Annotated in this window: 24 protein-coding genes and 1 tRNA gene; 7 read left to right on the top strand and 18 right to left on the bottom strand. The window is 68.1% G+C overall.

The features are described from left to right. The first annotated feature begins 35 nt into the window (after positions 1 to 35). Both LPB142_RS14630 and LPB142_RS14625 read left to right on the top strand, forming a co-directional pair. On the top strand, positions 36 to 542 hold the full coding sequence (locus tag LPB142_RS14630) for a DUF4405 domain-containing protein (RefSeq protein WP_068765412.1): 507 nt from the start codon (positions 36 to 38) through the stop codon (positions 540 to 542). Between the two features lie 98 nt (positions 543 to 640). Continuing rightward, positions 641 to 717, top strand: a tRNA-Arg gene (locus LPB142_RS14625). Between the two features lie 116 nt (positions 718 to 833). Here the strand turns inward: LPB142_RS14625 and LPB142_RS14620 are convergent. The 5 genes from LPB142_RS14620 to LPB142_RS14600 all read right to left on the bottom strand — a co-directional run bounded on the left by LPB142_RS14620 (position 834) and on the right by LPB142_RS14600 (position 5148). After that, positions 834 to 1334 carry a GNAT family N-acetyltransferase gene (locus LPB142_RS14620; RefSeq protein ID WP_071166806.1) on the bottom strand — a complete coding sequence of 167 codons (501 nt, stop codon included), beginning with the start codon at positions 1332 to 1334 and terminating at the stop codon, positions 834 to 836. Position 1335: 1 nt separating this feature from the next. Continuing rightward, positions 1336 to 1599, bottom strand: coding sequence for a YjhX family toxin (locus LPB142_RS14615; RefSeq protein ID WP_071166805.1), 264 nt, complete (start codon positions 1597 to 1599; stop codon positions 1336 to 1338). A 274-nt stretch (positions 1600 to 1873) separates the two neighbouring features. After that, complete coding sequence (locus tag LPB142_RS14610; RefSeq protein ID WP_198037839.1) at positions 1874 to 2998, bottom strand: ROK family transcriptional regulator; 1125 nt, start codon at positions 2996 to 2998, stop codon at positions 1874 to 1876. Positions 2999 to 3336: 338 nt separating this feature from the next. Continuing rightward, a complete protein-coding gene (gene ccrA, locus LPB142_RS14605; RefSeq protein WP_071167269.1) occupies positions 3337 to 4629 on the bottom strand; it encodes a crotonyl-CoA carboxylase/reductase in 1293 nt (430 codons plus the stop codon). A gap of 186 nt (positions 4630 to 4815) precedes the next feature. After that, the gene (locus tag LPB142_RS14600; RefSeq protein WP_071166803.1) at positions 4816 to 5148 is read right to left on the bottom strand and encodes a hypothetical protein; all 333 of its coding nucleotides are present in this window, start codon (positions 5146 to 5148) and stop codon (positions 4816 to 4818) included. Positions 5149 to 5393: 245 nt separating this feature from the next. Here LPB142_RS14600 and LPB142_RS14595 point away from each other — a divergent pair, with 245 nt between their 5' ends. Both LPB142_RS14595 and LPB142_RS14590 read left to right on the top strand, forming a co-directional pair. Beyond that, positions 5394 to 7367 (top strand): protein meaA, encoded by a 1974-nt coding sequence (locus LPB142_RS14595; RefSeq protein WP_071166802.1) that lies wholly within the window; start codon positions 5394 to 5396, stop codon positions 7365 to 7367. Between the two features lie 159 nt (positions 7368 to 7526). Next, a complete protein-coding gene (locus LPB142_RS14590) occupies positions 7527 to 9065 on the top strand; it encodes an ATP-dependent DNA helicase (RefSeq protein ID WP_071166801.1) in 1539 nt (512 codons plus the stop codon). Between the two features lie 6 nt (positions 9066 to 9071). Here LPB142_RS14590 and LPB142_RS14585 read toward each other — a convergent pair whose 3' ends face one another. The 12 genes from LPB142_RS14585 to LPB142_RS14530 form a co-directional block, all read right to left on the bottom strand. Then, the gene (locus tag LPB142_RS14585; protein WP_068765405.1) at positions 9072 to 9833 is read right to left on the bottom strand and encodes a TIGR02186 family protein; all 762 of its coding nucleotides are present in this window, start codon (positions 9831 to 9833) and stop codon (positions 9072 to 9074) included. Beyond that, positions 9830 to 10753 (bottom strand): sulfite exporter TauE/SafE family protein, encoded by a 924-nt coding sequence (locus tag LPB142_RS14580; protein ID WP_068765404.1) that lies wholly within the window; start codon positions 10751 to 10753, stop codon positions 9830 to 9832. The genes LPB142_RS14585 and LPB142_RS14580 overlap by 4 nt, the downstream gene beginning before the upstream one ends. A 75-nt stretch (positions 10754 to 10828) precedes the next feature. Beyond that, positions 10829 to 11629 (bottom strand): purine-nucleoside phosphorylase, encoded by an 801-nt coding sequence (locus tag LPB142_RS14575; RefSeq protein WP_071166800.1) that lies wholly within the window; start codon positions 11627 to 11629, stop codon positions 10829 to 10831. Beyond that, the gene (locus LPB142_RS14570) at positions 11613 to 12581 is read right to left on the bottom strand and encodes an ABC transporter permease (protein ID WP_071166799.1); all 969 of its coding nucleotides are present in this window, start codon (positions 12579 to 12581) and stop codon (positions 11613 to 11615) included. The genes LPB142_RS14575 and LPB142_RS14570 overlap by 17 nt, the downstream gene beginning before the upstream one ends. Continuing rightward, a complete protein-coding gene (locus LPB142_RS14565; RefSeq protein WP_071166798.1) occupies positions 12581 to 13666 on the bottom strand; it encodes an ABC transporter permease in 1086 nt (361 codons plus the stop codon). Before LPB142_RS14565 ends, LPB142_RS14570 begins: the two co-directional genes overlap by 1 nt. Beyond that, complete coding sequence (locus LPB142_RS14560; RefSeq protein ID WP_071166797.1) at positions 13666 to 15231, bottom strand: ABC transporter ATP-binding protein; 1566 nt, start codon at positions 15229 to 15231, stop codon at positions 13666 to 13668. The genes LPB142_RS14565 and LPB142_RS14560 overlap by 1 nt, the downstream gene beginning before the upstream one ends. Continuing rightward, entirely contained in the window at positions 15231 to 16220 is a 990-nt protein-coding gene (locus tag LPB142_RS14555; protein ID WP_071166796.1) for a BMP family lipoprotein, read from the bottom strand. The genes LPB142_RS14560 and LPB142_RS14555 overlap by 1 nt, the downstream gene beginning before the upstream one ends. Before the next feature lie 152 nt (positions 16221 to 16372). Continuing rightward, complete coding sequence (locus tag LPB142_RS14550; protein WP_071166795.1) at positions 16373 to 16816, bottom strand: GNAT family N-acetyltransferase; 444 nt, start codon at positions 16814 to 16816, stop codon at positions 16373 to 16375. Next, complete coding sequence (gene tsaB, locus LPB142_RS14545; RefSeq protein ID WP_071166794.1) at positions 16813 to 17415, bottom strand: tRNA (adenosine(37)-N6)-threonylcarbamoyltransferase complex dimerization subunit type 1 TsaB; 603 nt, start codon at positions 17413 to 17415, stop codon at positions 16813 to 16815. Before tsaB ends, LPB142_RS14550 begins: the two co-directional genes overlap by 4 nt. Further along, entirely contained in the window at positions 17405 to 17968 is a 564-nt protein-coding gene (locus LPB142_RS14540) for a NifU family protein (protein ID WP_068765396.1), read from the bottom strand. Before LPB142_RS14540 ends, tsaB begins: the two co-directional genes overlap by 11 nt. Positions 17969 to 18139: 171 nt before the next feature. Further along, positions 18140 to 18595 (bottom strand): universal stress protein, encoded by a 456-nt coding sequence (locus LPB142_RS14535; protein WP_068765536.1) that lies wholly within the window; start codon positions 18593 to 18595, stop codon positions 18140 to 18142. 69 nt (positions 18596 to 18664) lie between these two features. Further along, positions 18665 to 19531 (bottom strand): branched-chain amino acid aminotransferase, encoded by an 867-nt coding sequence (locus LPB142_RS14530; RefSeq protein WP_071166793.1) that lies wholly within the window; start codon positions 19529 to 19531, stop codon positions 18665 to 18667. A gap of 136 nt (positions 19532 to 19667) precedes the next feature. On the opposite strand from LPB142_RS14530, the gene LPB142_RS14525 reads away from it, so the two are divergent. From LPB142_RS14525 to LPB142_RS14515, 3 genes are all read left to right on the top strand, one after another. Then, a complete protein-coding gene (locus tag LPB142_RS14525; protein ID WP_071166792.1) occupies positions 19668 to 20555 on the top strand; it encodes an NAD-dependent epimerase/dehydratase family protein in 888 nt (295 codons plus the stop codon). A gap of 1 nt (position 20556) precedes the next feature. After that, a complete protein-coding gene (locus tag LPB142_RS14520) occupies positions 20557 to 21174 on the top strand; it encodes a sugar transferase (RefSeq protein WP_071166791.1) in 618 nt (205 codons plus the stop codon). A gap of 97 nt (positions 21175 to 21271) precedes the next feature. Next, entirely contained in the window at positions 21272 to 23197 is a 1926-nt protein-coding gene (locus LPB142_RS14515; protein WP_071166790.1) for a nucleoside-diphosphate sugar epimerase/dehydratase, read from the top strand. On the opposite strand, the gene truA is transcribed toward LPB142_RS14515, so the two are convergent. Continuing rightward, positions 23198 to 23965, bottom strand: a complete 768-nt coding sequence (gene truA, locus LPB142_RS14510) for a tRNA pseudouridine(38-40) synthase TruA (RefSeq protein WP_071166789.1) — start codon at positions 23963 to 23965, stop codon at positions 23198 to 23200. It lies immediately after the preceding gene. Positions 23966 to 24040 lie beyond the last annotated feature (75 nt).

Genomic DNA, 24040 nt, shown 5'->3' with positions numbered 1-24040 from the left:
TTTCATCTGCAGAAGATGATGCAGAGGATTTCATCATGTCTCTCCGGGCTTGGGCCACGCCGCTCGTTATCGGCGCTTTCGCGATCATGGCGCTCACGGGCGTCTTGATGTTCTTCCACCTCGATACCGCGACCATGAAGACCGTCCATGAATGGGCGGGGCTGGTGATGGTCGCGGGCGCGCTCGCGCATCTGCTGCTCAACTGGCGCGCCTTCACCACCTATTTCCGTCGGCCGCTGGCCAATGCGATCATGGCGGCGGGGGTGATCGTTGCGGGGCTGACCTTCGTGCCGAACCTGATCCCGGGTGTCGTCGAGGGCGCGGGGCTCGGGCCGGAGGTGGTGATCCGCTCGCTCGGCAATGCGCGCATCGATGTGCTGGCCGACCTCGCCGGCAAGGCGCCCGAGGCGCTGCAGGCCGAGCTGAAGGCCGCGGGCTACGGCGATCTGGCGCTCGATCAGACGGTGAAATCGGCCGCGCAGGGCGACGGCGGCGTGCTGCGCGGGATTTTGGCGACCGCGCTCGTGCCGAAAGCCGAATGAAACAAGGCGCCGCGCGCGCCGGGCGAAAGAAAATCGAAAAAGCCGGAATTTAGCCCTTGCATACCCCCGAAGCAGGGGCTAAATCCCGCCCTCACAGCGGACCCGTAGCTCAGCTGGATAGAGCATCAGACTACGAATCTGAGGGTCGGGCGTTCGAATCGCTCCGGGTCCGCCATTTCTTCCCAACATCATGAACCGCCTTGATGTCGCCCTCCGGGCGCCTGGGGTGGCGTTTGCGCGCGCGGGATCCGGGCGCCGTTTCCGCCGCCCGGACCGAGGGTTTCGCCTCGCTCAGCCCTCCTGCCGCAGCCCGAAGGCCGGCGGGTGGTAGACCTCGCCCGCGGGCGGTTCCGCGCCAAAGGGCAGGGCCAGGATGAACCGCGGCGGGCAGGCGCCCACCGTCAGCCCGGCCCCGGCGCGAAAGCCGAAGCGCGCATAATAGCCCGGGTCGCCGACCAGCACCGCGCCCTTGCAGCGCCTGCGCAGCCGGGCGAGTGCGGCGCGCATCAGCGCCCGGCCGATCCCCTGCCGGTGCCGGGCCGGGGTGACGGCGAGCGGCCCGATCAGCCCCCAGCCGCTCTCGGCGCCGATTCGCGCCTCGGAGGCGGCGAGATAGCCCACCACCGCGCCCGCCTCCTCGGCCACCAGCCCGAGGCGGAGCGCACCCTCGGCGCGCAACCGCTCGATGATCTCGGCCTCGGTGCCAGAGGCCTGCGGCAAAAGCCGCATCGCCTCGGTCACCACCGTTCGGATCTGCGCGAAATCCCCCGCGCGTTCGGTTCGGATCCGCATGTCAGCCCCCCTGGTTGTCAAGCTGCGCGCGCACCGAGAGGCGCCCCTTGCGCGAGATGCGATAGGGGCTGCCGGCGCGCGATTCGATCAGCCGTTTGCGCCGCAATCGGGCGAAGACGTTCAGGTCGAAATCGGCGAGAATCATCCCCTCGCGGGTGACGCAGAGCGCGGCGGTGACTTTCGGGCCGGTCTCCCGCTCATGGAGGATCCGGCCGCCCAGAGCCAGAACGTGCAACGCACGTTGTTCGTTTTTCGAGATATTCATGGAAGTCTCTGTGATGGACGTGAAAATTCACGCAGGCGCAGTGGCGCCCGGCGGTTTCTCGATCGCCGGCTCTCTGAAGTTCAGAGAGCCTTTTCACACAAGCTCTGACATCCAATCTCCATTGGGGAAGGGCGCGGGGTGCGCGCCGCTTCAAGGCCGACCTAGGCGCGCCGCCGGCCGGTTTCAACCGCCTCCCCCGCGATAAAAGCGCGCAACCGCGGCCGTAATGGGCTACTTGCGGCGGGCAAGATCGGCTTCCCGCCCGGCCGCGCGCTCAGCGCCGCGCCGGGAGTTGCACGAGAAACTGCGCCGCGAGCGGCAAGATCGCCGCGCCGAGCGCCGCCGTCTGGGGGCCGAGCGTCGCGGCATGGAGCGCGGGCAGCCCCGCGAGGTTCGCCTCGTCCGCCTCGAGATGGGCCGCCACCGCCTGCACCAGCGCGGCGCGCGCTGCGGGCGGGCGGCAGACAGCGATCACCACATGGCTGAGCGAAAGCAGCGCATCGGCGCTGCAGATCACCTGCGCGAGGGCCGGCGCCGCCTCCGCGCGCCAGCGGGTCTCGGCCTCGGGCAGCTCGGGCCAGCCGGAGGGCATGCCGCGCAGCGCCTCGGGCAGCGCGCCCTGCGCCGCCATCAGCTCGGCCAGCCGCCCGAGCGAGGCGCAGCCGTCAAGCGCCACAGAGCCGCCCGCGGGCGCGCAGACCTCGATCCGGCCGAGCGGGCGATGCACCCGCCCGCCCTGTAGCGGCTTGCCGGCCTGCACCACCGCGCCGCGGATCGTCTCGCGGATCTCGATATAGAGCAGATCGGCCGCCCCGATCGCGCTGCCAAGCGCCATTTCCGCGCGGCAGGCGGCGACGATATCCTGCTCGGCATAGATCGGCAGATCGGTCAGCTCGCGCAATTCCTCCGCCAGATCAAAGCGTTGCCACGCCGTTCGCGCCGCGGGTTCAGTGGCCCAGAGCCAGGGCTGATCGGGCAGCGCCACGCCAAGCCCGCGCAGCCGCACGCGCAGCGTTTCGGGCAGCGTCTGGGCCAGTTCGTCCAGCGCCGTGCGGGCAAAGCTCACGATCGTGTCGGGATGGGGCGCGCGATAGGCGCAGCTGCGGCTGGCGCGGATCGTGCCGAGAAAATCCATCAGCACCATCTCGGCGCTGTCGCGGCGGATCTGCAGGCCGAGCGAGAACGCGCCATCCTCGGCCAGCATCATCGGCACCGAGGGCTGGCCGATGCGCCCGCGTTGCGGCGCGCCGCGGCGCACGAGGCCCGCGGTCTCCAGCGCGCGCATGATCACCGAACAGCTTTGCGGCGAGAGGCCGGTGGCGCGGGCGATCTGGCTGCGCGGGATCGGGCCGACCTGGCGCAGCAGGCTCAGCACCAGCTTTTCGTTATAGGCGCGCATGTCGCTCTGATCTTTGCCGAGCGCGGCTCCGTCTCGCGGGCGGGGCAGGCGCTCAGAGCACATGGCGGCAAGCCCCGGGGCGGGGGCGGGCAGGGAGGGGCCGATACCAAGGGCCCGTGCGAACAATCACGGCGCGAAAAAATACAGAAATCTCGCGCCGCCCGAAAACAAGATGGGGAGCCACGTCTGAAAACTCCAGGTCACGCCAAAACCGGCGTCTGGAAAGAGTGCGACCGACCCGGGGGGCCTGTCAACGCTAACATTGCTTTCAGGTGTATCTTTCACGACAAGAACCCGCGCCCCGGTGGGGGCGCGGGTCAGCGCGGAAAGCCAGGCGATTACGCCTTGGGGCCAGCTTCCAGCGCATCCTCGAAGGTGCGCAGCCCGGTGCGGGGCGCCTGCACGAGCACGGCCATGTTGCCCGGCTTGTGCTCATTGCGCAGCATCTTGGTATGGGCCTGCGGGATCTGATCCCAGGGGAAGACCTCCGACATGCACGGATCGATGCGGCGCTCGATCATCAGCTTGTTGGCGGCCGAGGCCTGTTTGAGATGGGCGAAGTGCGAGCCCTGCAGGCGCTTTTGGTGCATCCACATGTAGCGCACGTCGAAGGTGCAGTTGAAGCCCGAGGTGCCGGCGCAGATCACCACCATGCCGCCCTTTTTCACCACCAGCGAGCTGACCGGGAAGGTCGCTTCGCCGGGGTGTTCGAAGACCATGTCGACGTTCACGCCCTTGCCGGTGATCTCCCAGATCGCCTTGCCGAACTTGCGCGCCTCTTTGAGCCAGTCGTTATACTCGGGCGAGTTGACCTTCGGCAGCTGCCCCCAGCATTTGAAATCCTTGCGGTTGATCACGCCCTTGGCGCCCAGGCCCATGACGAACTCGCGCTTGTCCTCATCGGAGATCACGCCGATGGCGTTGGCGCCGGCCGCGTTGATCAGCTGGATCGCGAAGGAGCCAAGGCCGCCCGAGGCGCCCCAGACGAGCACGTTCTGGCCGGGTTTGAGGTCATGGGGCTCATGGCCGAAGAGCATCCGGTAGGCGGTCGCGAGCGTCAGCGTGTAGCAGGCGGCCTCTTCCCAGGTCAGGTGCTTGGGGCGCGGCATGAGCTGTTGGGCCTGCACGCGGGTGAATTGCGCGAACGAGCCGTCATGGGTCTCGTAGCCCCAGATCCGCTGGCTGGGCGAGAACATCGGATCGCCGCCGTTGCATTCTTCGTCGTCGCCGTCGTCCTGGTTGCAGTGGATCACCACCTCGTCGCCCACTTTCCAGCGGGTGACCTTGTCGCCCACCTTCCACACGATGCCCGAGGCGTCGGAGCCGGCGATGTGGTAGGGCTGCTTGTGGCCGTCGAAGGGCGAGATCGGCACGCCGAGGCCGGCCCAGATGCCGTTGTAGTTCACGCCCGCGGCCATCACGAGCACCAGCACTTCATGGCTGTCGATTTCCCAGGTCGGCACCACTTCCACCTGGAAGCTCTGCTCGGGCTCGCCATGACGCTCGCGGCGGATCGCCCAGGCATACATGTTTTTCGGCACATAGCCGAGCGGCGGCATCTCGCCGATTTCGTAGAGGTCTTTCTCGGGCGCTGCGTAGGGCGCGATATTGGTGTTCACGTCGAGGGCCATGAGCATCTCCTGTTAGCGTCGCCGCGCCGCAGAATCGGGGCGGGTATGTCCGTTGAAATAATCTTGCGTGCGCAACAATGCAATGCCTGAGATTGTGATTTTGAAACTTTATGACCCCGCCGTTGCGTCGGGGCCAAAAAAACGGCCGCGCAATGCTGCGCGGCCGCATGACGCCCGGGGCGCGCCTCAGCGATAGGTGAAGGTCGCGACTTCGCAGATGTTGACGCCCTCGCGCACCAGTTCCTCGCCATCGTCGAAGACGGCCTTGAAATCGAACATGCAATAGCCGGTGGCATCGTCGAAATCGATCACGACGCTCTGGCCGGAGGGCAGCATGTCTTCGCCCAGGATGTCTTCTTGCCAGTCTTGCTCGCCGGAGTTCGAGCCGTAGAACTCGACGATCGTGAAGCCGGTTTCGTTCTCGATCGTGACCCGGCGGTCAAGCGCGAGGGCGGGGCTGGCGAGCCCCAGCAGGCCAAGGCCGACCACAGCGGCCTTGAGGGTGTTCAGGGAACGCATCTTGCGAGTCTCCAAAAGGTCAGAGCGAAGGACTGTCGATCGCCCGCGCTACAATGACATTTCTGTGATCGCGAACAAGGAAATTCGCCTCGCGCGCGGCGGGCGTTTCGGAAAGCCCGACCGATCGCCGCGCTTTGCGCAATGCCGCAGCGCGGCGAATTGACAGGGACACATTCTTTCGCTTATCAGGGATTGAATCGCAACTTTGTTGCGGAAAAAGGATTCGACTTTCCCCGGAGGCCGCCATGACCGAGACCACCAGACCCGCCAAGGACAAGCCCTGGCTGTTCCGCACCTATGCGGGCCATTCGACCGCCGAAAAGTCGAACGCGCTCTACCGGATGAACCTCGCCAAGGGGCAGACGGGCCTCTCGGTCGCCTTCGATCTGCCGACCCAGACGGGCTATGACAGCGATCATGTGCTCTCGCGCGGCGAGGTCGGCAAGGTCGGCGTGCCGGTGTGCCACTTGGGCGACATGCGCGCGCTCTTCCATGAGATCCCGCTCGAGCAGATGAACACCTCGATGACGATCAACGCGACCGCGCCGTGGCTTCTCGCGCTCTATATCGCGGTGGCCGAGGAGCAGGGCGCGGATGTCTCGAAGCTGCAAGGCACGGTGCAGAACGATCTGGTGAAGGAATATCTCTCGCGCGGCACCTATATCTGCCCGCCGAAGCCCTCGCTCGCGATGATCACCGATGTCGCCGCCTATACCCGCGAGCACCTGCCGAAATGGAACCCGATGAACGTCTGTTCCTATCACCTGCAGGAAGCCGGCGCGACGCCCGAGCAGGAGCTCGCCTTCGCGCTCGCGACGGGGATCGCGGTGCTCGATGACCTCAAGGTCAAGGTGCCGGCCGAGGGCTTCCCCGAGATGGTCGGGCGGATCTCGTTCTTCGTGAACGCCGGGATCCGCTTCGTGACCGAGATGTGCAAGATGCGCGCCTTCACCGAGCTCTGGGACGAGATCTGCCGCGAGCGCTACGGGATCGAGGAAGAGAAATACCGCCGCTTCCGCTATGGCGTGCAGGTCAACTCGCTCGGCCTGACCGAGCAGCAGCCGGAGAACAACGTCTACCGGATCCTGATCGAGATGCTGGCGGTGACGCTGTCGAAAAACGCGCGCGCGCGGGCGGTGCAGCTGCCGGCGTGGAACGAGGCGCTGGGCCTGCCGCGGCCCTGGGATCAGCAATGGTCGCTGCGGATGCAGCAGATCATGGCCTATGAGACCGACCTTCTGGAATATGGCGATCTCTTCGAGGGCAACCCGGCGGTGACCGCCAAGGTCGAGGATCTGAAGGCGGGCGCGCGCGCCGAGCTTGCGCAGATCGACGCGATGGGCGGTGCGATTGCCGCGATCGATTACATGAAGGGCCGGCTGGTCGAGGCCAATGCCGAGCGCATCGGCCGGATCGAGAGCGAAGAGACGATCGTTGTGGGCGTGAACCGCTGGCAACAGGGCGAGCCTTCGCCGCTGACCGCGGGCGATGGCGGGATCATGGTCGTCGACCCGGCGGTCGAGAAGGATCAGATCGCGCGGCTCGAAGCCTGGCGCGCGGGGCGCGACGAGGCCGCGGTGCAGGCCGCGCTCGCCGAGCTGAAGGCCGCCGCGGCGGCGGGGCAAAACGTGATGCCCGCCTCGATCAAGGCCGCGAAGGCCGGCGCCACCACCGGCGAATGGGCGGGCGTGATGCGCGCGGTGCATGGCCAGTATCGCGGCCCGACCGGCGTCTCGAAAGCGCCGTCGAACAACACCCGCGGCCTCGACGAGATCCGCGCGGCGGTGGACGAGGCTTCGGCGCGGCTCGGCCGGCGGCTGAAGTTCCTGGTCGGCAAGCCGGGGCTCGACGGCCATTCGAACGGCGCCGAACAGATCGCCTATCGCGCCCGCGATTGCGGCATGGATATCACCTATGACGGCATCCGCCTGACGCCCGAGGAGATCGTCGCCAAGGCGCTCGAGGAGGGCGCGCATGTGGTGGGGCTGTCGATCCTGTCGGGCTCGCATCTGCCGCTGATCGAGGAGCTGATGGAGCGGATGCGCGCGGCGGGGCTGGGCGATGTGCCGGTGGTCGTCGGCGGGATCATCCCCGATGAGGATGCGGCGCGGCTCATCGGCTATGGCGTCGCGCGGGTCTATACGCCGAAGGATTTCGAGCTCAACCGGATCATGTTCGACATCGTCGCCCTCGCCGCGCCGACGCCGGCCGCGGCCTGAGGCGCGCGCGCCGGGGGCGCTGCCCCCGGACCCCCGGGATATTTTTGGCAAGATGAAGGGGCGGCCTTTCATCTTGCTGATAAATATCCCCGCCGGAGGCATCCGCCCTCTCCGATTTCGTGCCTTTCGGATGCGGGCGAGCCCCTGTAAGGTCGCGCCATGACGACCCCTGCTTTGATATTTTCCGACGATCAGGCCGAGGCCTGGGATGCTGTGGCCGCGGCTCTCGAGGCGGCGGGCGTCGATATCGTCGGCGGCCATCTCGAGCCCGAGGGCGACGGGGCGCGGGTGCTTTCGGTGATCGGCAAGGCGGGTTCGGGCAAGACGATGTTGCTCGCGCAGCTTTACAAGGCGCTCGAGGAGGCCGGGGTCGAGATCGTCTCGGGCGATTTCGAGGGCAAGCGCCGGCGCGAGCGGCGCACGCTGGCGATTCTCGCGCCGACGAACAAGGCGGCGAGTGTGTTGCGCTCGCGCGGGGTGCCGGCGACGACGATCCACCGGATCCTCTATACCCCCGTCTATGACCCCGAATATGAGCGCATCGCCGAGTGGCTGGCGGGGCAGGGCGAGCGGCCGAACCTTGAGCTCTTGCGTCTCGATGGGCTGACCGAGGAGGCGCTCGACCGGGCCAAGGCGTTTTACGATCTGCATAAGTCGGTGCCGGGCGCTTTGGCGGCGGCGGGGCTGCGGGGGTCGGATTTCATCCAGGGCTGGAAGCGGCGCGAGGAGGGGCTCGATATCGGTTTCGTCGATGAGGCCTCGATGCTCGATGAGCGTCAGTTCGACGACCTGCGCGAGATTTTCCCGACGCTGGTGCTCTTTGGCGACCCCGCGCAGCTCGCGCCGGTGAACCAATCGGGCGAGATGTGTTTCGAGCGTCTGCCGGAGGCGGACAAGCATATCCTGCACCGGATCCACCGTCAGACCCAGGACAACCCGATCCTCGATCTGGCCCATGCGCTGGCCGATGAGAGCCTCGGCTTCGAGGCGTTCGAGCGGATGATCGAGGAGATTTCGCGCCGCGATGAGCGGGTGGTCTGGGCCGAGCGGGTGGAGAGCGATCTGATGGCGCGCTCGCCGGTGCTGGTGTGGCGCAATGCGACGCGGATCCGGCTGATCTCGGCCTTTCGCGCGGCCCATAATGCGCCGGCGGATGCGCTTTTGCCGGGCGAGCCGCTGATCTGCGACGGGATCGAGCTGCCGCTCAAGCACCGCAAGAAGCGGATCGATCTGGAGGCGCGGGGGCTGATCAAGGGCGCGCAGGTGGTCTATCTCGGCCCCGGCAAGAAGCCCGGCTTCTCGCGGCTGCATGTGCTCGGCGCCGAGGATCCGCGGCTCTCGGCGGCCTCGATCATCAAGATCGAGATGCCCGATGAGGAGGAGCCCTTCATCCCCTATGCGGCACGGATGGGGGCGGCGTTTCTGCATGGCGCGGCGGTGACGATCCACAAGGCGCAGGGCAGCCAATGGCCCGCGGTGCAGGTGTTCGCGCCCGATATCTATGCCGCCCATCGCGCGGGGCGGACGGAAGCGGGGATCCCGCTGTGGAAGCGCCTCGCCTATGTGGCGATCACCCGGGCCGAGCATCGGCTGTTGTGGGTGACACGGGCGCGGCTTGCGCGGCCCTCGGCGCCGCTCGGGATCGAGGATCTGCCGTCGGGGGCGGCGGCGCTGCGGCTCGAGCGCGAGGAGGAGTAGCGCGGCTCAGTTGCGCAGCAGGCGGAAGGCCTCGGCCGCCGCCCAGCCGGCAAAGACCGCGAGCGCGAGCGAGAGCGCGCCGTAGATCGCGGCATGTTGGCGCGAGAGGATATAGAGCCAGCGCTCCAGCCCGACGCGGCGCACATAGATCGCGGTGCGATATTGATCGACGACCGCGCCGCCGCGGGTGAGGAAGATCCGCGTCGTGTAATCGCCCTCGATCAGGTTCGCGGGCAGGTGGAAATCGGCGCGGAAGAGGGTGTTCTCGACCAGCCGCACCGCGCCTTCATCGACCCGGTAGAGCCCGTCCTCGGTGCGGATGCGCATCAGCGCGGCGGTGAAGGGGCGCGCGTCGGTGACCTCGATCGGCCCGGCGAAGGCGCGCAGCGCGAGCGGCACCGAGATGCGCTGGATCACATCGGTCTCGGGGGCGAGGATCTCGGCGAGCGGCGCCGAGGTCGCCACCGCGTAATAGCTCGGCGCCGAGGCCACGCCCACGGAATCGGTGTTCACCCAGACCCCGAATTCGCGCGATTTGCGCCGGATCGTGACCGGGCCATCGGGGCCCTCGAGGGTGACGATGACGCCGAGCGGGGGCCCCTCGGGCTCGGGCTCGGCGCGTTTCACCGCGCCATAGATCAGGATCTCGGAGCCGTTGAAGGAGGCGGTGATGCCGATATTGTCGTGGCTGAGCCCGGCGACGATATCCTCGGCGCGGGCGGGCAGGGCGGCGAGCAGGGTGAGGGCGAGCAGCGCGAGACGGATCATGGTTTGCCCCGCGGGATGGTGAGCGAGAAGAGATCGGCGGGGCGCAGGAGCAGGTCGAGCCCGAGTTTCACCGCCACCGCGATGACGAGGAGCGCGAGCAGCACGCGCAGCTGTTCGGCCTTGAGCCGCGCGCCGAGCCTTGTGCCGAATTGCGCGCCGACGACGCCGCCGAGGATCAGCAGGAGCGCCAGCATCACATCGACCGACTGGTTGGTGATCGCATGCATCATCGTGGTGAAGGCGGAGACGAAGATGATCTGGAACAGCGAGGTGCCGATCACGACTTTCGTCGGCATGCCAAGCAGATAGATCATCGCGGGCACCATGATGAAGCCGCCGCCCACCCCCATGATCGCGGCCAGAACGCCGACCGCAAAGCCCACCATGATCGGCGGGATCACCGAGATATAGAGCCCCGAGGCGCGGAATTTCATCTTCAGCGGCAGCTTGTGGACCCAGTTGTGCTGATGGCGTTTGACGCGCTTTTGGGTGCCGCGGCGCTGGCGGCGGATGGTGCGCAGCGCCTCTTGCAGCATCAAGAGCCCGATCGCGCCGAGGAAGACGACATAGGAGAGCTGCACCACGAGGTCGATCTGGCCCATGCGGGTGAGCAGGTTGAAGACCCAGATCCCCGCGGTCGAGCCGAGAAGCCCGCCGATCTGCAGCACGATCCCCATCGGCACATCGACCGCCTTGCGCTTGAACTGCGCGAGCACGCCCGAGACCGAGGAGGCGACGACCTGATTGGCGCCGGTGGCGACCGCGACGGTCGGCGGGATGCCGATGAAGAACAGTAGCGGCGTGATCAGAAAGCCGCCGCCCACCCCGAAGAGCCCCGAGAGCAGCCCCACGACCCCCCCAAGCCCGAGCAGGAGAAAGGCATTGACCGAGACCTCGGCGATGGGGAGGTAGATCTGCATGGCGGGTCCGGCTCGCGACTTGGGACCAGTGTTGCCCGCATGGGGGCGGCTGTCAAACCCCGTCTCGCCCCGGGGTCACAGGGCGCGCAGATATCGTCGCAGCACGCGCTCGAGCTTGGCCGCGCCCAGAGGCGCCATCGCCTTGGTGTGCTCATGGCTGATCGCCTCGGAGGAGAGGCCCGCGCCCATGTTGGTGATCACCGAAACGGCCGCCACCCGCAGCCCGAGAAACCGCGCGAGGATCACCTCGGGCACCGTCGACATGCCCACCGCATCGGCGCCAAGGACGCGCGCGGCGCGGATCTCGGCGGGCGTCTCGAAGGAGGGGCCGGAGAACCAGCAATAAACCCCCTCGGGCAGCTCGACGCCCTCGGCCGCAGCGGCGGCGGCGAGGCCCGCGCGCATCGCGGGGTCATGGGCCTCGGTCATCGGCACGAAGCGCGCGTCCGAGGGCTCGCCGATCAGCGGGTTCGTGCCGGCGAAGGCGATATGGTCGTTGAGCAGCATCAGCCCGCCCGGCGGGAGATCGTCGCGCAGCGAGCCCGCGGCATTGGTCAGGAGCAGGCTCTCGCAGCCGAGCGCCTTGAGAAGCTCGAGCGGCAGGCGCATCTCGGCGGGGTTGCCGTGCTCGTAATAATGCGCGCGCCCGCCGAAGACCGCGACGCGCACCCCCTCCAGATCGCCGATCACGAGTTTCGGGTTATGGCCCGAGACGCCCGCCTGCGGAAAGCCCGGAAGGTCCTCATAGGGGATCGCGGTGCCCGCGACCTCCTCGGCCAGATGGCCGAGGCCGGAGCCGAGGATCAGCCCGAGCCGCGGCGGCTCGGCGCCGGCGCGCGCCTGCACGAGGCGGGCGAGTTCAGCGCTCTTTGACATAGGGTTGGCCTCCGGCACGGGGGGGGATCGCGCGGCCGACAAAGCCCGCCAGAACGATCACGGTGAGGATATAGGGCAGCGCATCGAGCGCCGAGACCGGCACCGGGAAGCCGACGGTGCGCTCGAGCACATCGGGGCGCAGCGCCAGCGCCTGCAGGAAGCCGAAGAGCATCGTCGCCCAGAGCGCCGACCAGGGCCGCCATTTCGCGAAAATCAGCGCCGCGAGCGCGATATAGCCGCGCCCGGCGGTCATCTCGCGGCCAAAGCCCGCCTGCAGGCCGGTGGCCATATAGGCGCCCGCAAGGCCGCAGAGCACGCCGGTGATCAAAACCGCCGTATAGCGCAGCCGGAGCACCGAAACCCCCGCGGTATCGACCGATTCCGGGTTCTCGCCGACCGCGCGCAGCCGCAGCCCGAAGCGCGTGCGATAGAGCAGCCACCAGGTCCCCGGCACCGCCGCCAGCGCGACATAGACGAGCGCGGAATGGCCCGAGAGCACCTCGGCGTAGAAGGGGCCAAGGCCGGGGATCGCGCGCAGCGTCTCGGCGAAAGGCAGCTCGATCGGGTTGAACCGCGCCGCGCCGGTGAGCGAAGGGGTGCGCCCGCCTTGCTGGAAGAGCGATTGCGCGATCAGCACGGTCGCGCCCGAGGCCACGAAATTGAGCGCGACGCCGGAGATGAGCTGGTTGCCGCGGAAGGTGATCGAGGCGAGGCCATGGATCAGCGCGAGCGCCATCGAGGCGCCGATGCCGGCCAGAAGCCCGGCCCAGACCGAGCCCGAGAGCGCCGCTACCGCCCCCGAGGCCATGCCCGCCATCAGCATCTTGCCCTCGAGCCCGATGTCGAAGATGCCCGAGCGCTCGGAATAGAGCCCCGCGAGACAGGCGAGCAGCAAGGGCGTGCCGAGCCGCAGCGTCGAATCAAGGATTTGCAGAAGCGTTGCGTAATCCATCAGGCGGCCCTCCGCACGCGGAAGAAGGGGGCGAGCATCATCCGCACCATCGTGTCGAGCGCGCCCGTGAACAGGATCACGAGGCCCTGCAGAAGCAGCCGCAGCTCGATCGGGATCGTCGTCCAGAGGCCGAGCTCGGCGCCGCCCTGATAGAGAAAGCCGAACAGGATCGCCGCGAGGAAGATGCCGACCGGATGGTTGCGCCCCATCAGCGCCACCGCGATGCCGATGAACCCCGCGCCCTCGGCGGAGTTCTGCAACAGCCGCTCGGCCTCGCCCATGACGTTGTTGATCGCCATCATGCCCGACAGCCCGCCCGAGATCAGCATCGAGACCATGATCATTTTCGTCGGCGAAATGCCCGCATAGCGCGCCGCGGGCTCGGATTTGCCGAACGCCCGGATCTCATAGCCGAGCCGCGAGCGCCACAGGAGCAGCCACACCGCCCAGCAGGCGAAGACCGCGACGAAGAAGGTCACATTCGCGGGCACGTTCTTGGAGAAGATCGCCGAGAGGCCGGGGATCTCGCCAAAGGTCGGCAGGCTTGCGCCCGCGGGGAATCGGGCGGTGGCCGGGTCCATCTGGCCGGCCGGGCGCAGCACCTCGACGAGGAGGTAAACGATCAGCGCCGCCGCGATATAGTTGAACATGATCGTGGTGATGACGATATGGCTGCCGCGTTTGGCCGCGAGCCAGGCCGGCACCGCCGCCCAGGCCGCGCCGAACACCCCCGCGCCCAGGATCGCGGCCGGCAGCGCGAGCGACCAATGCGGCCAGGGAGCCGCGAGGCAGACCAGCGCGACGCCGAGCCCGCCGAGCTGCGCCTGACCCTCGCCGCCGATGTTGAACTGGCCCGCGTGATAGGCCACCGCGACGCCGAGCCCGGTGAAGATGAACGAGGTCGCGTAATAGAGCGTGTAGCCCCAGCCATAGGGCGAGCCGAGCGCGCCATTGACCATGATCGTGACGGCCTCGACCGGGTCGCCGCCGATCGCGAGGATGACCAGCGCCGAGATCGCCGCGGCGAGCGCGAGCGAGATCAGCGGCACGAGCACGAGATCGGCCCAGCGTGGCAGTTTGTCCATCAGGCGGCCTCCCCCGCGACCCCGGCCATCAACAGGCCGAGCTCGCGCTCATTGGTCTCGGCGGGCAGGCGCTCGCCCATGATCTGGCCGTCGAACATCACCGCGATGCGGTCCGAAAGCGACATGATCTCATCGAGTTCCACCGAGACGAGCAGCACCGCCGCGCCCGCGTCGCGCAGCGCGATGATGCGTTTGTGGATGAATTCGATCGCGCCGATATCGACTCCGCGGGTCGGCTGGCCGACGAGCAGGAGCACCGGGTTGCGCTCGATCTCGCGGGCCAGAACGATCTTTTGCTGGTTGCCGCCGGAGAAACTCTTCGCCGGCAGGTCGGGGATCGGCGGGCGCACGTCGAAGCGCTCCATCGCGCCCTCGGTCATCGCGACGATCCCGGCATTGTCCATCATCAGCGGGTTTTTCTGGTATTCGGGGCGGGTGTGATAGCCGAAGACCATGTTCTCCCAGGCGGCGAAATCGAGGATCAGCCCGTGGTGGTGGCGGTCCTCGGGGACATGGGCGATGCCGCGCGCGCGCCGGCTCTGGCCGTCGGAATGGCGGCCGGTCAGGTCGATCTCCTCGCCGCGGATCGCGACGCGGCCGGTGGCGCGGGCATAGCCGCCGAGCACCTCGAGGAGCTGCGACTGGCCGTTGCCGGCGACGCCCGCGATACCGAGGATCTCGCCCGCGCGGATCTGGAGCGAGATGCCCTTCAGCCGCGCGACCTTGTCGGCATCGATGACCCGCAGGTTCTCGATCTCGAGCACGGTCTCGCCCGGCCGGGCGGGGGATTTGGGCACATGCAGGAGCACCTTGCGCCCGACCATGAGCTCCGCGAGCGCCTCGGGCGAGGTCTCGGCGGTTTTCACCGTCGCGGTCATCTCGCCGCGCCGCATCACCGAGACGGTATCGGTTATCTCCATGATTTCGCGCAATTTATGGGTGATCATGATGATCGTCTTGCCCTGCGCGCGCAGGTTCGCGAGGATCCGGAACAGATGGTCCGCCTCGGCGGGGGTGAGCACGCCGGTGGGCTCGTCGAGGATCAGGATATCGGCCTGACGGTAGAGCGCTTTCAGGATCTCGACGCGCTGCTGGTGGCCTACGGAGAGGTTCTCGACCGTCTCGTCGGGGTCGACATCGAGCTCGTAATCCTCGGCGAGCTGGCGCAGCGCCTTGCGCGCCTTGGCCAGCGACGGGCGCAGGAGCGCGCCCTCTTCCGCGCCGAGAATGACATTCTCGAGCACGGTGAAATTCGGGACCAGCTTGAAATGCTGGAAGACCATGCCGATCCCGGCGCGGATCGCGGCCTGGCTGTCGGGGATCTGGGTCGGGCGACCGTGGATCACGATCTCGCCGGCATCGGCCTTGTAAAAGCCGTAGAGGATCGACATCAGCGTGGATTTGCCCGCGCCGTTTTCGCCGATGATGCCGTGGATCGTGCCGGGCATCACCCGGATCGAAATGTCCTTGTTGGCCTGCACCGGGCCGAAGGCCTTCGAGATGCCCTTCAGCTCGATCGCCGGAGCGGCAGTTTCCTGCCGCCCCGTTTGCATGTCAGAGCCCATCATTCCACCGGGCAGGTATTGTCCGCCATGTAGTCATGGACCGTGATCTCGCCCGATTTGATCTTCTCGGCGGCGGCGTCCACGGCGGCCTTCATCTCGGGGGTGACGAGGGCGGCGTTGTTGTCGTCCATCGCGTAGCCCACGCCCTCGGAGGCCAGATCCATCACGACAAGCCCGGTCGAGATCTCGGGGCCGGCCTTGAACGCGTCATAGACCGCGTTGTCGACGCGCTTGACCATCGAGGTCAGCACCTTGCCGGGGAACAGGTAGTTCTGGTTACTGTCGACGCCGATCGAGAGGATGTTCTCATCCGCCGCGGCCTGAAGCACGCCCATGCCGGTGCCGCCCGCCGCGGCATAGATCACATCGGCGCCCTGCGAGATCTGCGCCTTGGCGAGCTCGGTGCCCTTGACCGGGTCGTTCCAGGCGGCGGGGGTGGTGCCGGTCATGTTCTGCACGACCTTGGCCTCGGGCTTGGCGGCCTTCACGCCCTGCGCATAGCCGCAGGCGAATTTGCGGATCAGCGGGATATCCATGCCGCCGATGAAGCCGACCGTATCGCTCTTCGAGGCCATCGCGGCCATCATGCCGACGAGGTAGGAGCCCTGTTCCTCGGTGAACACGACCGAGCGGACGTTGGGCTGTTCGACGACCATGTCGATGATCACGAATTTGGTGTCGGGGTAATCGGGGGCGACGGTGTTGAGCGTGTCACCGAAGGCAAAGCCGGTCATCACGATCGGGTTCGCGCCCGACTCGGCCAGCCGGCGCAGCGCCTGTTCGCGCTGGGCCTCGGATTGCATCTCGAGCTCCTTGTAGGTCGCGCCGGTCTCCTCGGACCATTTCTTCGCGCCGCCATAGGCCGCCTCGTTGAAGCTCTTGTCGAATTTGCCGCCGAGATCGTAGATCAGCGCCGGGTCGGCCAGCGCCGCGCCCGCGCCAAGCGCCAGAACCGCTGCCGCGCCGAGAAACTGTTTCATCATCGTCATGGGTCACTCCCGGTCAGAATAAGGCGCCTCAACGGGGCGCGTTGGCGGGCGTTTTGCCCGCGGACCACGAGGATTAGGGCCTCGATTGCCGGGCCGGTCAAGCGCGTTTTTTGTCGGGTGACGTGGGGCTTGGCCGGAATTTGAGCGCTTGGTCAAACGCTGGGCGGTGCGATCTGGCGGCTCAGGACGAGCGCATCGACCGCCGCGCCCGAAGGCGCTTGGTAATAGCCCCGCCGGCGCCCCGATTCGACCCAGCCCGCCGCGGCATAGGCGGCGCGCGCCGGGGCGTTGGTCTCGGCCACTTCGAGAAAGGCGGTTTCGGCGCCGCGGGCGCGGGCGGCGGCCTCGAAGCGCGCCAGAAGCGCGCGGCCAAGGCCCTGGCGCCGCGCCGCGGGGGCGGTGCAGATCGTCAGCAGCTCGGCCTCGCCCGCGATCACCCGGCCGAGCACGAAGCCGGTGAGCGCGCCCGCGTCCGTGGTTTCGAGAAAGCAGAATTTCGAGGCGAGAAACGCGGCGAATTCGGCCTCGTCCCAGGGTCGCGGCATGGTGAAGCAGGCGCCATGCAGCGCGACGAGCTCGGCGGCCGAGGCGCTCACGGCAGGATCACCGGCGGCGGATCGGAGGGCGGCGCGGCATCGGCGCCGCGCAGGTAGAGCGGCGCGGGGCGCGCGAGCGGCGCGCCCGCGGCAAGCCGGCGCGCGGCGATCTGCGCGGTCGCCGCAATCAGCGCCTCGGGCGCCGCGCCCTCGACCTGCGGGCCGGCGGGCAGCGCCGCGCGGGCGATGAGCTCGGGCGCCTCGGCCCCGGTGTCGGTGAAGCGCTGGGCGTAAACCTCGTCGCGGCGCGCATCGAGCACCGCAGTGACCGGCCGCGCCGCGCCCTCGGCCGCGGCCTCGAGCGCGCTCACCCCGATCGCGGGCACCCCGAGCGCGAGCGCAAGCCCGCGCGCGGCCGAGACCGAGATCCGCACCCCGGTGAAATTCCCCGGCCCGATGCCGACGCCGATCGCGGCGAGATCGGCCCAGCCGAGGCCCTCGGCGGCGAGAAGCTCCTCAAGCAGCGGGATCAGCCGCTCGGCCTGGCCCTTGGCCATCTCCTCGACACGGGCCACGACCCGCCCGTCGGCGCGCAGCAAAGCGGCCGCGCAATGCGCGGCCGATGTGTCGAAGGCGAGGAGCGCGCCGTTATTGGGCAACGGGGCGGACCTCGGTGACCTCGGGGATATAGTGGCGCAGCAGGTTCTCGATGCCCATCTTGAGCGTCAGCGTCGAGGACGGGCAGCCCGCGCAGGCGCCCTGCATATGCAGGTAAACCACGCCGCGCTCGAAGCCGTGGAAGGTGATATCGCCGCCGTCCTGCGCCACAGCCGGGCGCACACGGGTGTCGAGGAGCTCCTTGATCTGCGCCACGATCGCGGCATCGGGGCCGTCATGATCGGCATGGCCGCCCGCCGCCGGGCCCTCGCCCTCCATCACCGGCGCGCCGGATTGGAAATGCTCCATGATCGCGCCGAGGATCGCGGGTTTGGCATGATCCCACGAGGTCGCGGCCTCTTTCGTCACGGTCACGAAATCCGAGCCGAAGAACACGCCGGTCACGCCCGGCACCGCGAAGATGCGCCGCGCGAGCGGCGATTTCGCGCCCGCCTCCGCGCTCGGGAAATCGGCGGTGCCGGTCTCCAGCACGGTCTGACCGGGCAGGAATTTCAGCGTCGCGGGGTTCGGGGTCGTCTCGGTCTGGATGAACATCTCGTGCCTCCTTGGCTTGAGGGACATATGCGCGCGCCGAGTGTTTTCGTCAAGTTTCGCGCCGCGGCAGATCGGCGCAGAGGGCTGTTTCTTCTTGGTCCAAATACGCAAAATTCCGGCCTCTCCGCGGCCCCGGCGCCGGAGTTTTGCGTATTTTTGCCAAGAAGAAACTCAGGTGATTTCTTCGAGTCGTTCCTTCGACATGTCGCCCGGCACGATGGTGAGCGGGCAGGGCAGCGAGCCCGAGTTGCGGCTCATCGAGGTGACGAGCGGGCCGGGGCCGGATTTGTCGGTGCCCGCGCCGAGGACGAGCACGCCGATTTCCGGGTCCTGGCGGATCACGTCGAGGATCTCGTTTGCCGGTTCGCCCTCGCGGATCACAAGCTCGGGGTCGACGCCCTGCCGGTCGCGCATCCATTTCGCGAAGACCTCGAAATGCGCCTCGATCCGGTCGCGGGCTTCCTGGCGCATGATCTCGGCGACGCCGATCCAATGTTGGTATTCTTCCGGCGGGATCACCGACAGGATCGTCACGCCGCCGCCGGTATGGGCCGCGCGCATCGCCGCATAGCGCATCGCGTTCAGGCATTCGCGGGTGTCGTCGAGCACGACGAGAAACTTGCGCATCGGGTCTTCCTCGTGGAGGGGGTTGCCCGCGCGATCATTGCGCGCGGGCGGTGCTTTGGCAAAGAGAAATCAGAGCGGCTGGGTCAGCGCCCACTCCATATAGACCTCGCGCGCCTTGCGGGTGGCGGGGCCATGGGCATAGGTCCGGTCGTCGAAGGCCTTGACGGCGGTGACTTTCGCGAAGTTGCCGGTCAGGAAGATCTCATCGGCGCTGCGGAAATCCTCGAGCGTCAGCACCGCCTCGTGCACCGTCTCGCCGGCCGCGCGCAGCAGGCCCATGACCCGTTTGCGGGTCAGCCCGGCGAGGAAGGTGCCGTTCGCGACCGGGGTGAAATACTCGCCGTCCTTGACCATCCAGACGTTGGCGGTGGCGGTTTCGGCGACATTGCCCATCGCATCTTGCACCAGCGCGTTGCCAAAGCCCTTGCGGTTCGCTTCGACGAGCATACGCGCGTTGTTGGGGTAGAGGCAGCCCGCTTTCGCGTTGCAGACGTTATCGGCCAGAACCGGGCGGCGGAAGGAGGTGGTGGTCAGCGTGGTCGCGACCTCCGGGTCGGGCATCGGCACCTCTTCGAGGCAGAGCGCGAAGCCCGTGGCGCCCATCGCCGGCGCGACGCCGAGATCGGAGCCGTTGAGCGCCCAATACATCGGCCGGACATAGACCGCCGCGCCGGGCGCATATTTGCGCAGGCCCTCGCGGGCGATCGCGACCATCTCCTCGGGAGCGACGGTCGGCGTGATCATCAGCGCCTCGGCCGAGCGGTTGGTGCGGGCGCAATGGGCCTCGAGATCGGGGGCGAGGCCGTCGAAGAGCCGGGCGCCGTCGAAGACCGAGCTGCCTTGCCAGATGCCATGATCGGCGGCGCGCATGACGGGGATATCGCCTTCGTGCCACTGACCTTCGAAAAACGTGCGGATATTCTTGCCGAAAGACATGGGGGCCTCCTTGAGTGGCGGCGATCTAAGCACCGGGGGCGGGCGAGGTCCAGCGGCGCGATTGTATCGGTGTCAAAACGGCTCGCGCGGGGCGGGGCGGGGTGGTAGGAGGGGGCGAGTTTGACCCGGAGAGCCGATGAGCGCCCTGATTTCGCCCCCGCCTGTGCCGCGCCTGTTGATCCTTGGAGGGACGGGGCGGCTTGGTGGGCTCTTGCGCCGGGCCTGGGGGGGCGGGGCCGAGGCCGGGATCGCGCCGGTCTGGCAGACGCGCGGGGCGGCGCCGGGGGCGGGGGATTGGCTGCGGGTTGATCCCTTGGCCGAGCCCGAGGCGCTCGCGGCGGCGGCGCGGGCGGCGGATGTGATCTTGTGTCTTTCGGGGGTGACGGCGGGCGATGCGAAGGCGTTGTCGCTGAACGTCACCCTGGCCGAGGCGGCGGTGGCGGCGGCCGAAGCGGCGGGCCGGCCGGTGTTTCTGGCCTCCTCGGCGGCGGTTTATGGCGCGGGCGCCCCGCCCGGGCCGGAGGGCTGGGCCGAGGGCGATGCGCTGGCGCCCGCGGCGCCTTACGGGGCGGCGAAGGCGGCGATGGAGGCGGCCTGTGGCGGGCGGCCGGGCATTGTGATCCTCCGGATCGGCAATGTCGCGGGGGCGGATGCGCTTTTGGGGCGGGCTGCGCCCGAGGGCGGGCGGGGGCTCGATATCTTCGCCGACGGGATCGGCCCGCGCCGCGCCTATATCGGGCCGCAGGCCTTGGCCCGGGCGCTGGCGCGGCTCACCCGGCTTGCGGCGGCGGGGGCCGATCTGCCTGCGGTGATCAACCTCGCGCTGCCCGGCACGGTGGCGATGGAGGCGCTGCTCACGGCCGCCGGCGCGCCTTACACCGCGCGCCCCGCGCCGCCCGGCGCGATCGCGGAGGTCGCGCTCGATTGCGCGCGCGCGGTGGCGCTTGGCCTTGTGCCCGAGGCGCCGGTGCGCGCGCCCGCGCTGATTGCCGATCTGATGTCCCTGCCCGATCCCGAGAGTTGAGATGACCCCGACCCGCCGCCTTGCCAAACGCCTCTTCGACCTCGCGCTCGCGGTGATCCTCGCGCCGATCCTGCTCACGCTGATGCTCGTGGTGCTCGTCACGCTGATGTTCACCGAGGGGCGGCCCTATTTCTACGCCGCCGAGCGGATGAAAAGCCCGACCAAGAGCTTCCGGCTGTGGAAGTTCCGCACGATGACGGTGGTCGAGGGCGACGCGGGCGTTTCCGGCGGCGACAAGGCCGCGCGGATCACCCGGATCGGGCGGATCCTGCGCAAGACCCGCGGCGACGAGCTCCCGCAGCTTTGGAACATTTTCAAGGGCGATCTGAGCTTTGTCGGGCCGCGCGCACCCTTGCGCGAATATGTCGAGCGCTTCCCCGAGGTTTACGCCGAGGTGCTCCAAACGCCCCCCGGCGCCACCGGCATCGCCTCGCTTTATTATCACCGCCACGAGGAATGGCTGCTCAAACGCTGCACCACGCCGGAGGAGACCGACCGGGTCTATTGCGAAAAATGCATCCCCGCCAAGGCCCGGCTCGACCTGATGTATCGCGATCATGCTTCCGTTTGCTTCGATTTTGTGCTTGTTTGCCGCACGATTAAGCGCGTTTTGAGCTGATTTCCGCCTTTCGCAGGCGCAGCATGTTGATTGAAAGACTGTGGCGGGTTAGCTTGGCCGGGCTGGTCGGGGCCCGCCCGATGGAATTGGTTGTCGAATGATCCGCAAGGTAATCTCTCTGACCCGCAGCCAGAAGACCCGGCTTTTGCTGGCCTCGGATATCTTGCTGGTGCCGGTGGCCTTTGCCTCGGCGATCTTGCTGCAACATGATGGTGGTGAGGGGCTGGTGCGCGCGCTGGCCGAGCACTGGGGCTTCTTGCCGATCCTGATGTTCGCGGCGGGCGCGCTGAGCGTGATGCTCGGGCTCAGCCGGGTGCGGCTGAAGGATTACGCGGGCGGCGCGATCGGGCGCACGGCGGGGCTCTCGGCGCTGCTGGGGCTGTTTTCCTTCCTGCTCTCGGGGATCAGCGAAAACGGCATGGCGCTCGGCTTTCATGTGGTCTTCGCGCTGGTCTATTTCGTCGGCTATTTCCTGGCGCGCCATGCGATGTATTGGGTGCTCACCGAGATCTACCTGCGCTCGCATGTGGTGACGCGGGTGGCGATCTATGGCGCGGGGCGCACCGGGCTCACGCTCGCCACCGAGCTGCGCCAGCACCCGCAGATCATGGCCTATGCCTTTCTCGACGATAACGCCACGCTGCACGGGATGACGGTGAACGGCCTGCCGGTTTACCCCGGGGTGCATGTGCAAAAGGTCATGGAGACCTACAAGATCAACCGGGTGATCCTGGCGATGCCTTCGGTGTCGTTCGACAAGCAGAGCTTCATCTCGAAGCGGCTGGAGAAGCTCGGGGTCGAGGTGCAGACGCTGCCCTCCTTCGCGCAGCTTCTGGGCGGCGAGGAGCTGATGGGCAAGCTGATGCCGACAGGCCCCGCGGCGCTTTTGGCGCGCGACCCGCTCGATGAGGCGCTGAGCTCCGGCTGCGCGGCCTATCGGGGCGCGAATGTGCTGATTTCCGGCGGGGGCGGGTCGATCGGGCTTGAGCTTTGCCGTCAGGTGCTGGCCTGCCGGCCGGCGAAACTGGTGCTCTTCGAGCTCTCCGAGCTTGCGCTTTATACCGCCGAGGCGGAGATGCGGCTCCTGGCCGAGACGGTGGGCTGCGAGATCGTCCCGGTGCTCGGCACGATCGCCGACGGGGTGCAGGTGGCGCAGGTTCTGGCCGCCCACCGGATCGACGTGGTGCTGCATGCGGCAGCTTACAAACATGTGCCGCTGGTCGAGATGAACGCGCGCGCGGGGCTTGCCAACAACGTGCTGGGCACCGCGGTTCTTGCGCGTGAGGCGCGCGAGGCGGGGGTGAAGCGCTTCGTGCTCGTCTCCTCGGACAAGGCGGTGCGGCCGGGCAACCTGATGGGCGCCTCGAAGCGGATGGCGGAGCTGATCGTGCAAGATCTCTCGGCGCGCTCGAACCGGACGATCTTCTCGATCGTGCGCTTTGGCAATGTGCTCGGCTCCTCGGGTTCGGTGCTGCCGCTCTTTCAGGGCCAGATCGCGCGCGGCGGGCCGATCACGCTCACCGATGAGCGGGTGACGCGCTATTTCATGACCATGCAGGAGGCGGCGCGGCTGGTGCTGCTGGCGGGCAGTTTCGCCGAGGGCGGCGAGGTCTTCGTGCTCGACATGGGCAAGCCGATCCGCATCGGCGATCTGGCGCGGCGGCTGATCAAGGCGGCGGGCTATACCGTGCGCGACGCCGAGAACCCCAATGGCGATATCGAGATCGTCACCACCGGGATGCGCCCGGGCGAGAAGCTCCATGAGGAGCTGATGGTGCGCAAGGGCGCGCAGACCACCGCGCACCCCAAGATCATCCGCGTGCGCGAGGACAGCCTTTCCGAGATCGAGATGGCGGCGGCGCTGCGTGATCTGCGCGAGGCGCTCGAGCAGGGCGGCGAGGCGGCGGTGATCGAGGTCGTGGCGCGGGCGGTGCGGGAATATAACCCGCAGAGCCTGCCCGCCGAGGCGGTGCAGATGCAGATCGCCAAGGCCCGCAAGGCGCTGGAAAAACCGGCCGAGTGATCAGGCGAAAGGGTCGGTCTCGTAGCTGACGCCGCTCAGGTAGAGCCCTTGCGGCGGGCAGACGGGCCCGCAGGCGGCGCGGTCGCGCGCGGCCAGCGCCGCGGCGACATCGCCCGGCGCCCAAGCCCCCGCGCCCACCCGCTCCAACGTGCCCACGATCGAGCGCACCTGGTTGTGCAGGAAGCTGCGCGCGCGCAGGTAGAAGCGGAATTCGCGCCCGTGCGGGATCTCGAGCTCCTCGATGCGGATCTCGTCGAGGGTCTTCACCGGGCTCGCCGCCTGACAGATCGAGCTGCGGAAGGTTGTGAAATCGTGATGCCCGACGAGATGGGCCGCGCCTGCGCGCATCGCGCTTGCGTCGAGCGGGTTCAGGACCTGCCAGACCCGGCCGCGCTCATGCACCATCGGCGCGCGGCGCTGCACGAGGCGGAAGAGATAGCGCCGCTCCTGGGCCGAGAAGCGGGCGTGGAAATTCTCCGCCACCCGCGCCGCGGCGAGGATTGCGACGGGCGCGGGCTTGAGGTGGAAGTTCAGCGCCTCCGAGAGGCGAAACGGGTCCCAATCCTTGGCGAGATCGACGGTCGCGACCTGCGCGGTGGCATGCACGCCCGCATCCGTGCGCCCCGCCGCCGCGATCGTATGCGCTCCGGGCTCGAGCCGGCCGAGCGCGGCCTCCACCGCGCCCTGCACGGAAGCCTGATCGGCCTGCCGCTGCCATCCGGCAAACGGGGCCCCGTCATATTCGATCTTGAGCGCAAATCTCGGCATAGCCGCCCATAGCGCGGGGCGGGCCGTGCTGCAAGCGGCGCGCGCTTCCCCCTAACAATTCGCCCCCCGCGCGCC

Source organism: Rhodobacter xanthinilyticus, assembly GCF_001856665.1.
In the GTDB taxonomy this organism is placed as follows: Bacteria; Pseudomonadota; Alphaproteobacteria; order Rhodobacterales; family Rhodobacteraceae; genus Rhodobacter; species Rhodobacter xanthinilyticus.
This window is presented reverse-complemented; position numbering and strand designations above follow the sequence as displayed.

Excerpts from the sequence above, each read along its gene's own strand:
- LPB142_RS14590 (WP_071166801.1), top strand. The coding sequence starts at position 7,527 with ATGACGACCCCTGCTTTGATATTTTCCGACGATCAGGCCGAGGCCTGG.
- LPB142_RS14600 (WP_071166803.1), bottom strand. The coding sequence starts at position 5,148 with ATGCGTTCCCTGAACACCCTCAAGGCCGCTGTGGTCGGCCTTGGCCTG.
- LPB142_RS14565 (WP_071166798.1), bottom strand. The coding sequence starts at position 13,666 with ATGGACAAACTGCCACGCTGGGCCGATCTCGTGCTCGTGCCGCTGATC.
- truA (WP_071166789.1), bottom strand. The coding sequence starts at position 23,965 with ATGCCGAGATTTGCGCTCAAGATCGAATATGACGGGGCCCCGTTTGCC.
- LPB142_RS14560 (WP_071166797.1), bottom strand. The coding sequence starts at position 15,231 with ATGGGCTCTGACATGCAAACGGGGCGGCAGGAAACTGCCGCTCCGGCG.
- LPB142_RS14575 (WP_071166800.1), bottom strand. The coding sequence starts at position 11,629 with ATGTCAAAGAGCGCTGAACTCGCCCGCCTCGTGCAGGCGCGCGCCGGC.
- LPB142_RS14525 (WP_071166792.1), top strand. The coding sequence starts at position 19,668 with ATGAGCGCCCTGATTTCGCCCCCGCCTGTGCCGCGCCTGTTGATCCTT.
- LPB142_RS14520 (WP_071166791.1), top strand. The coding sequence starts at position 20,557 with ATGACCCCGACCCGCCGCCTTGCCAAACGCCTCTTCGACCTCGCGCTC.
- LPB142_RS14630 (WP_068765412.1), top strand. The coding sequence starts at position 36 with ATGTCTCTCCGGGCTTGGGCCACGCCGCTCGTTATCGGCGCTTTCGCG.
- LPB142_RS14570 (WP_071166799.1), bottom strand. The coding sequence starts at position 12,581 with ATGGATTACGCAACGCTTCTGCAAATCCTTGATTCGACGCTGCGGCTC.
- LPB142_RS14615 (WP_071166805.1), bottom strand. The coding sequence starts at position 1,599 with ATGAATATCTCGAAAAACGAACAACGTGCGTTGCACGTTCTGGCTCTG.
- LPB142_RS14580 (WP_068765404.1), bottom strand. The coding sequence starts at position 10,753 with ATGCAGATCTACCTCCCCATCGCCGAGGTCTCGGTCAATGCCTTTCTC.
- LPB142_RS14585 (WP_068765405.1), bottom strand. The coding sequence starts at position 9,833 with ATGATCCGTCTCGCGCTGCTCGCCCTCACCCTGCTCGCCGCCCTGCCC.
- LPB142_RS14620 (WP_071166806.1), bottom strand. The coding sequence starts at position 1,334 with ATGCGGATCCGAACCGAACGCGCGGGGGATTTCGCGCAGATCCGAACG.
- LPB142_RS14515 (WP_071166790.1), top strand. The coding sequence starts at position 21,272 with ATGATCCGCAAGGTAATCTCTCTGACCCGCAGCCAGAAGACCCGGCTT.
- LPB142_RS14530 (WP_071166793.1), bottom strand. The coding sequence starts at position 19,531 with ATGTCTTTCGGCAAGAATATCCGCACGTTTTTCGAAGGTCAGTGGCAC.
- LPB142_RS14540 (WP_068765396.1), bottom strand. The coding sequence starts at position 17,968 with ATGTTCATCCAGACCGAGACGACCCCGAACCCCGCGACGCTGAAATTC.
- LPB142_RS14610 (WP_198037839.1), bottom strand. The coding sequence starts at position 2,998 with ATGCGCGCCTATAACGAAAAGCTGGTGCTGAGCCTGCTGCGCCAGGTC.
- ccrA (WP_071167269.1), bottom strand. The coding sequence starts at position 4,629 with ATGGCCCTCGACGTGAACACCAATATCGCGCCCTACGCAGCGCCCGAG.
- LPB142_RS14595 (WP_071166802.1), top strand. The coding sequence starts at position 5,394 with ATGACCGAGACCACCAGACCCGCCAAGGACAAGCCCTGGCTGTTCCGC.
- LPB142_RS14555 (WP_071166796.1), bottom strand. The coding sequence starts at position 16,220 with ATGACGATGATGAAACAGTTTCTCGGCGCGGCAGCGGTTCTGGCGCTT.
- LPB142_RS14535 (WP_068765536.1), bottom strand. The coding sequence starts at position 18,595 with ATGCGCAAGTTTCTCGTCGTGCTCGACGACACCCGCGAATGCCTGAAC.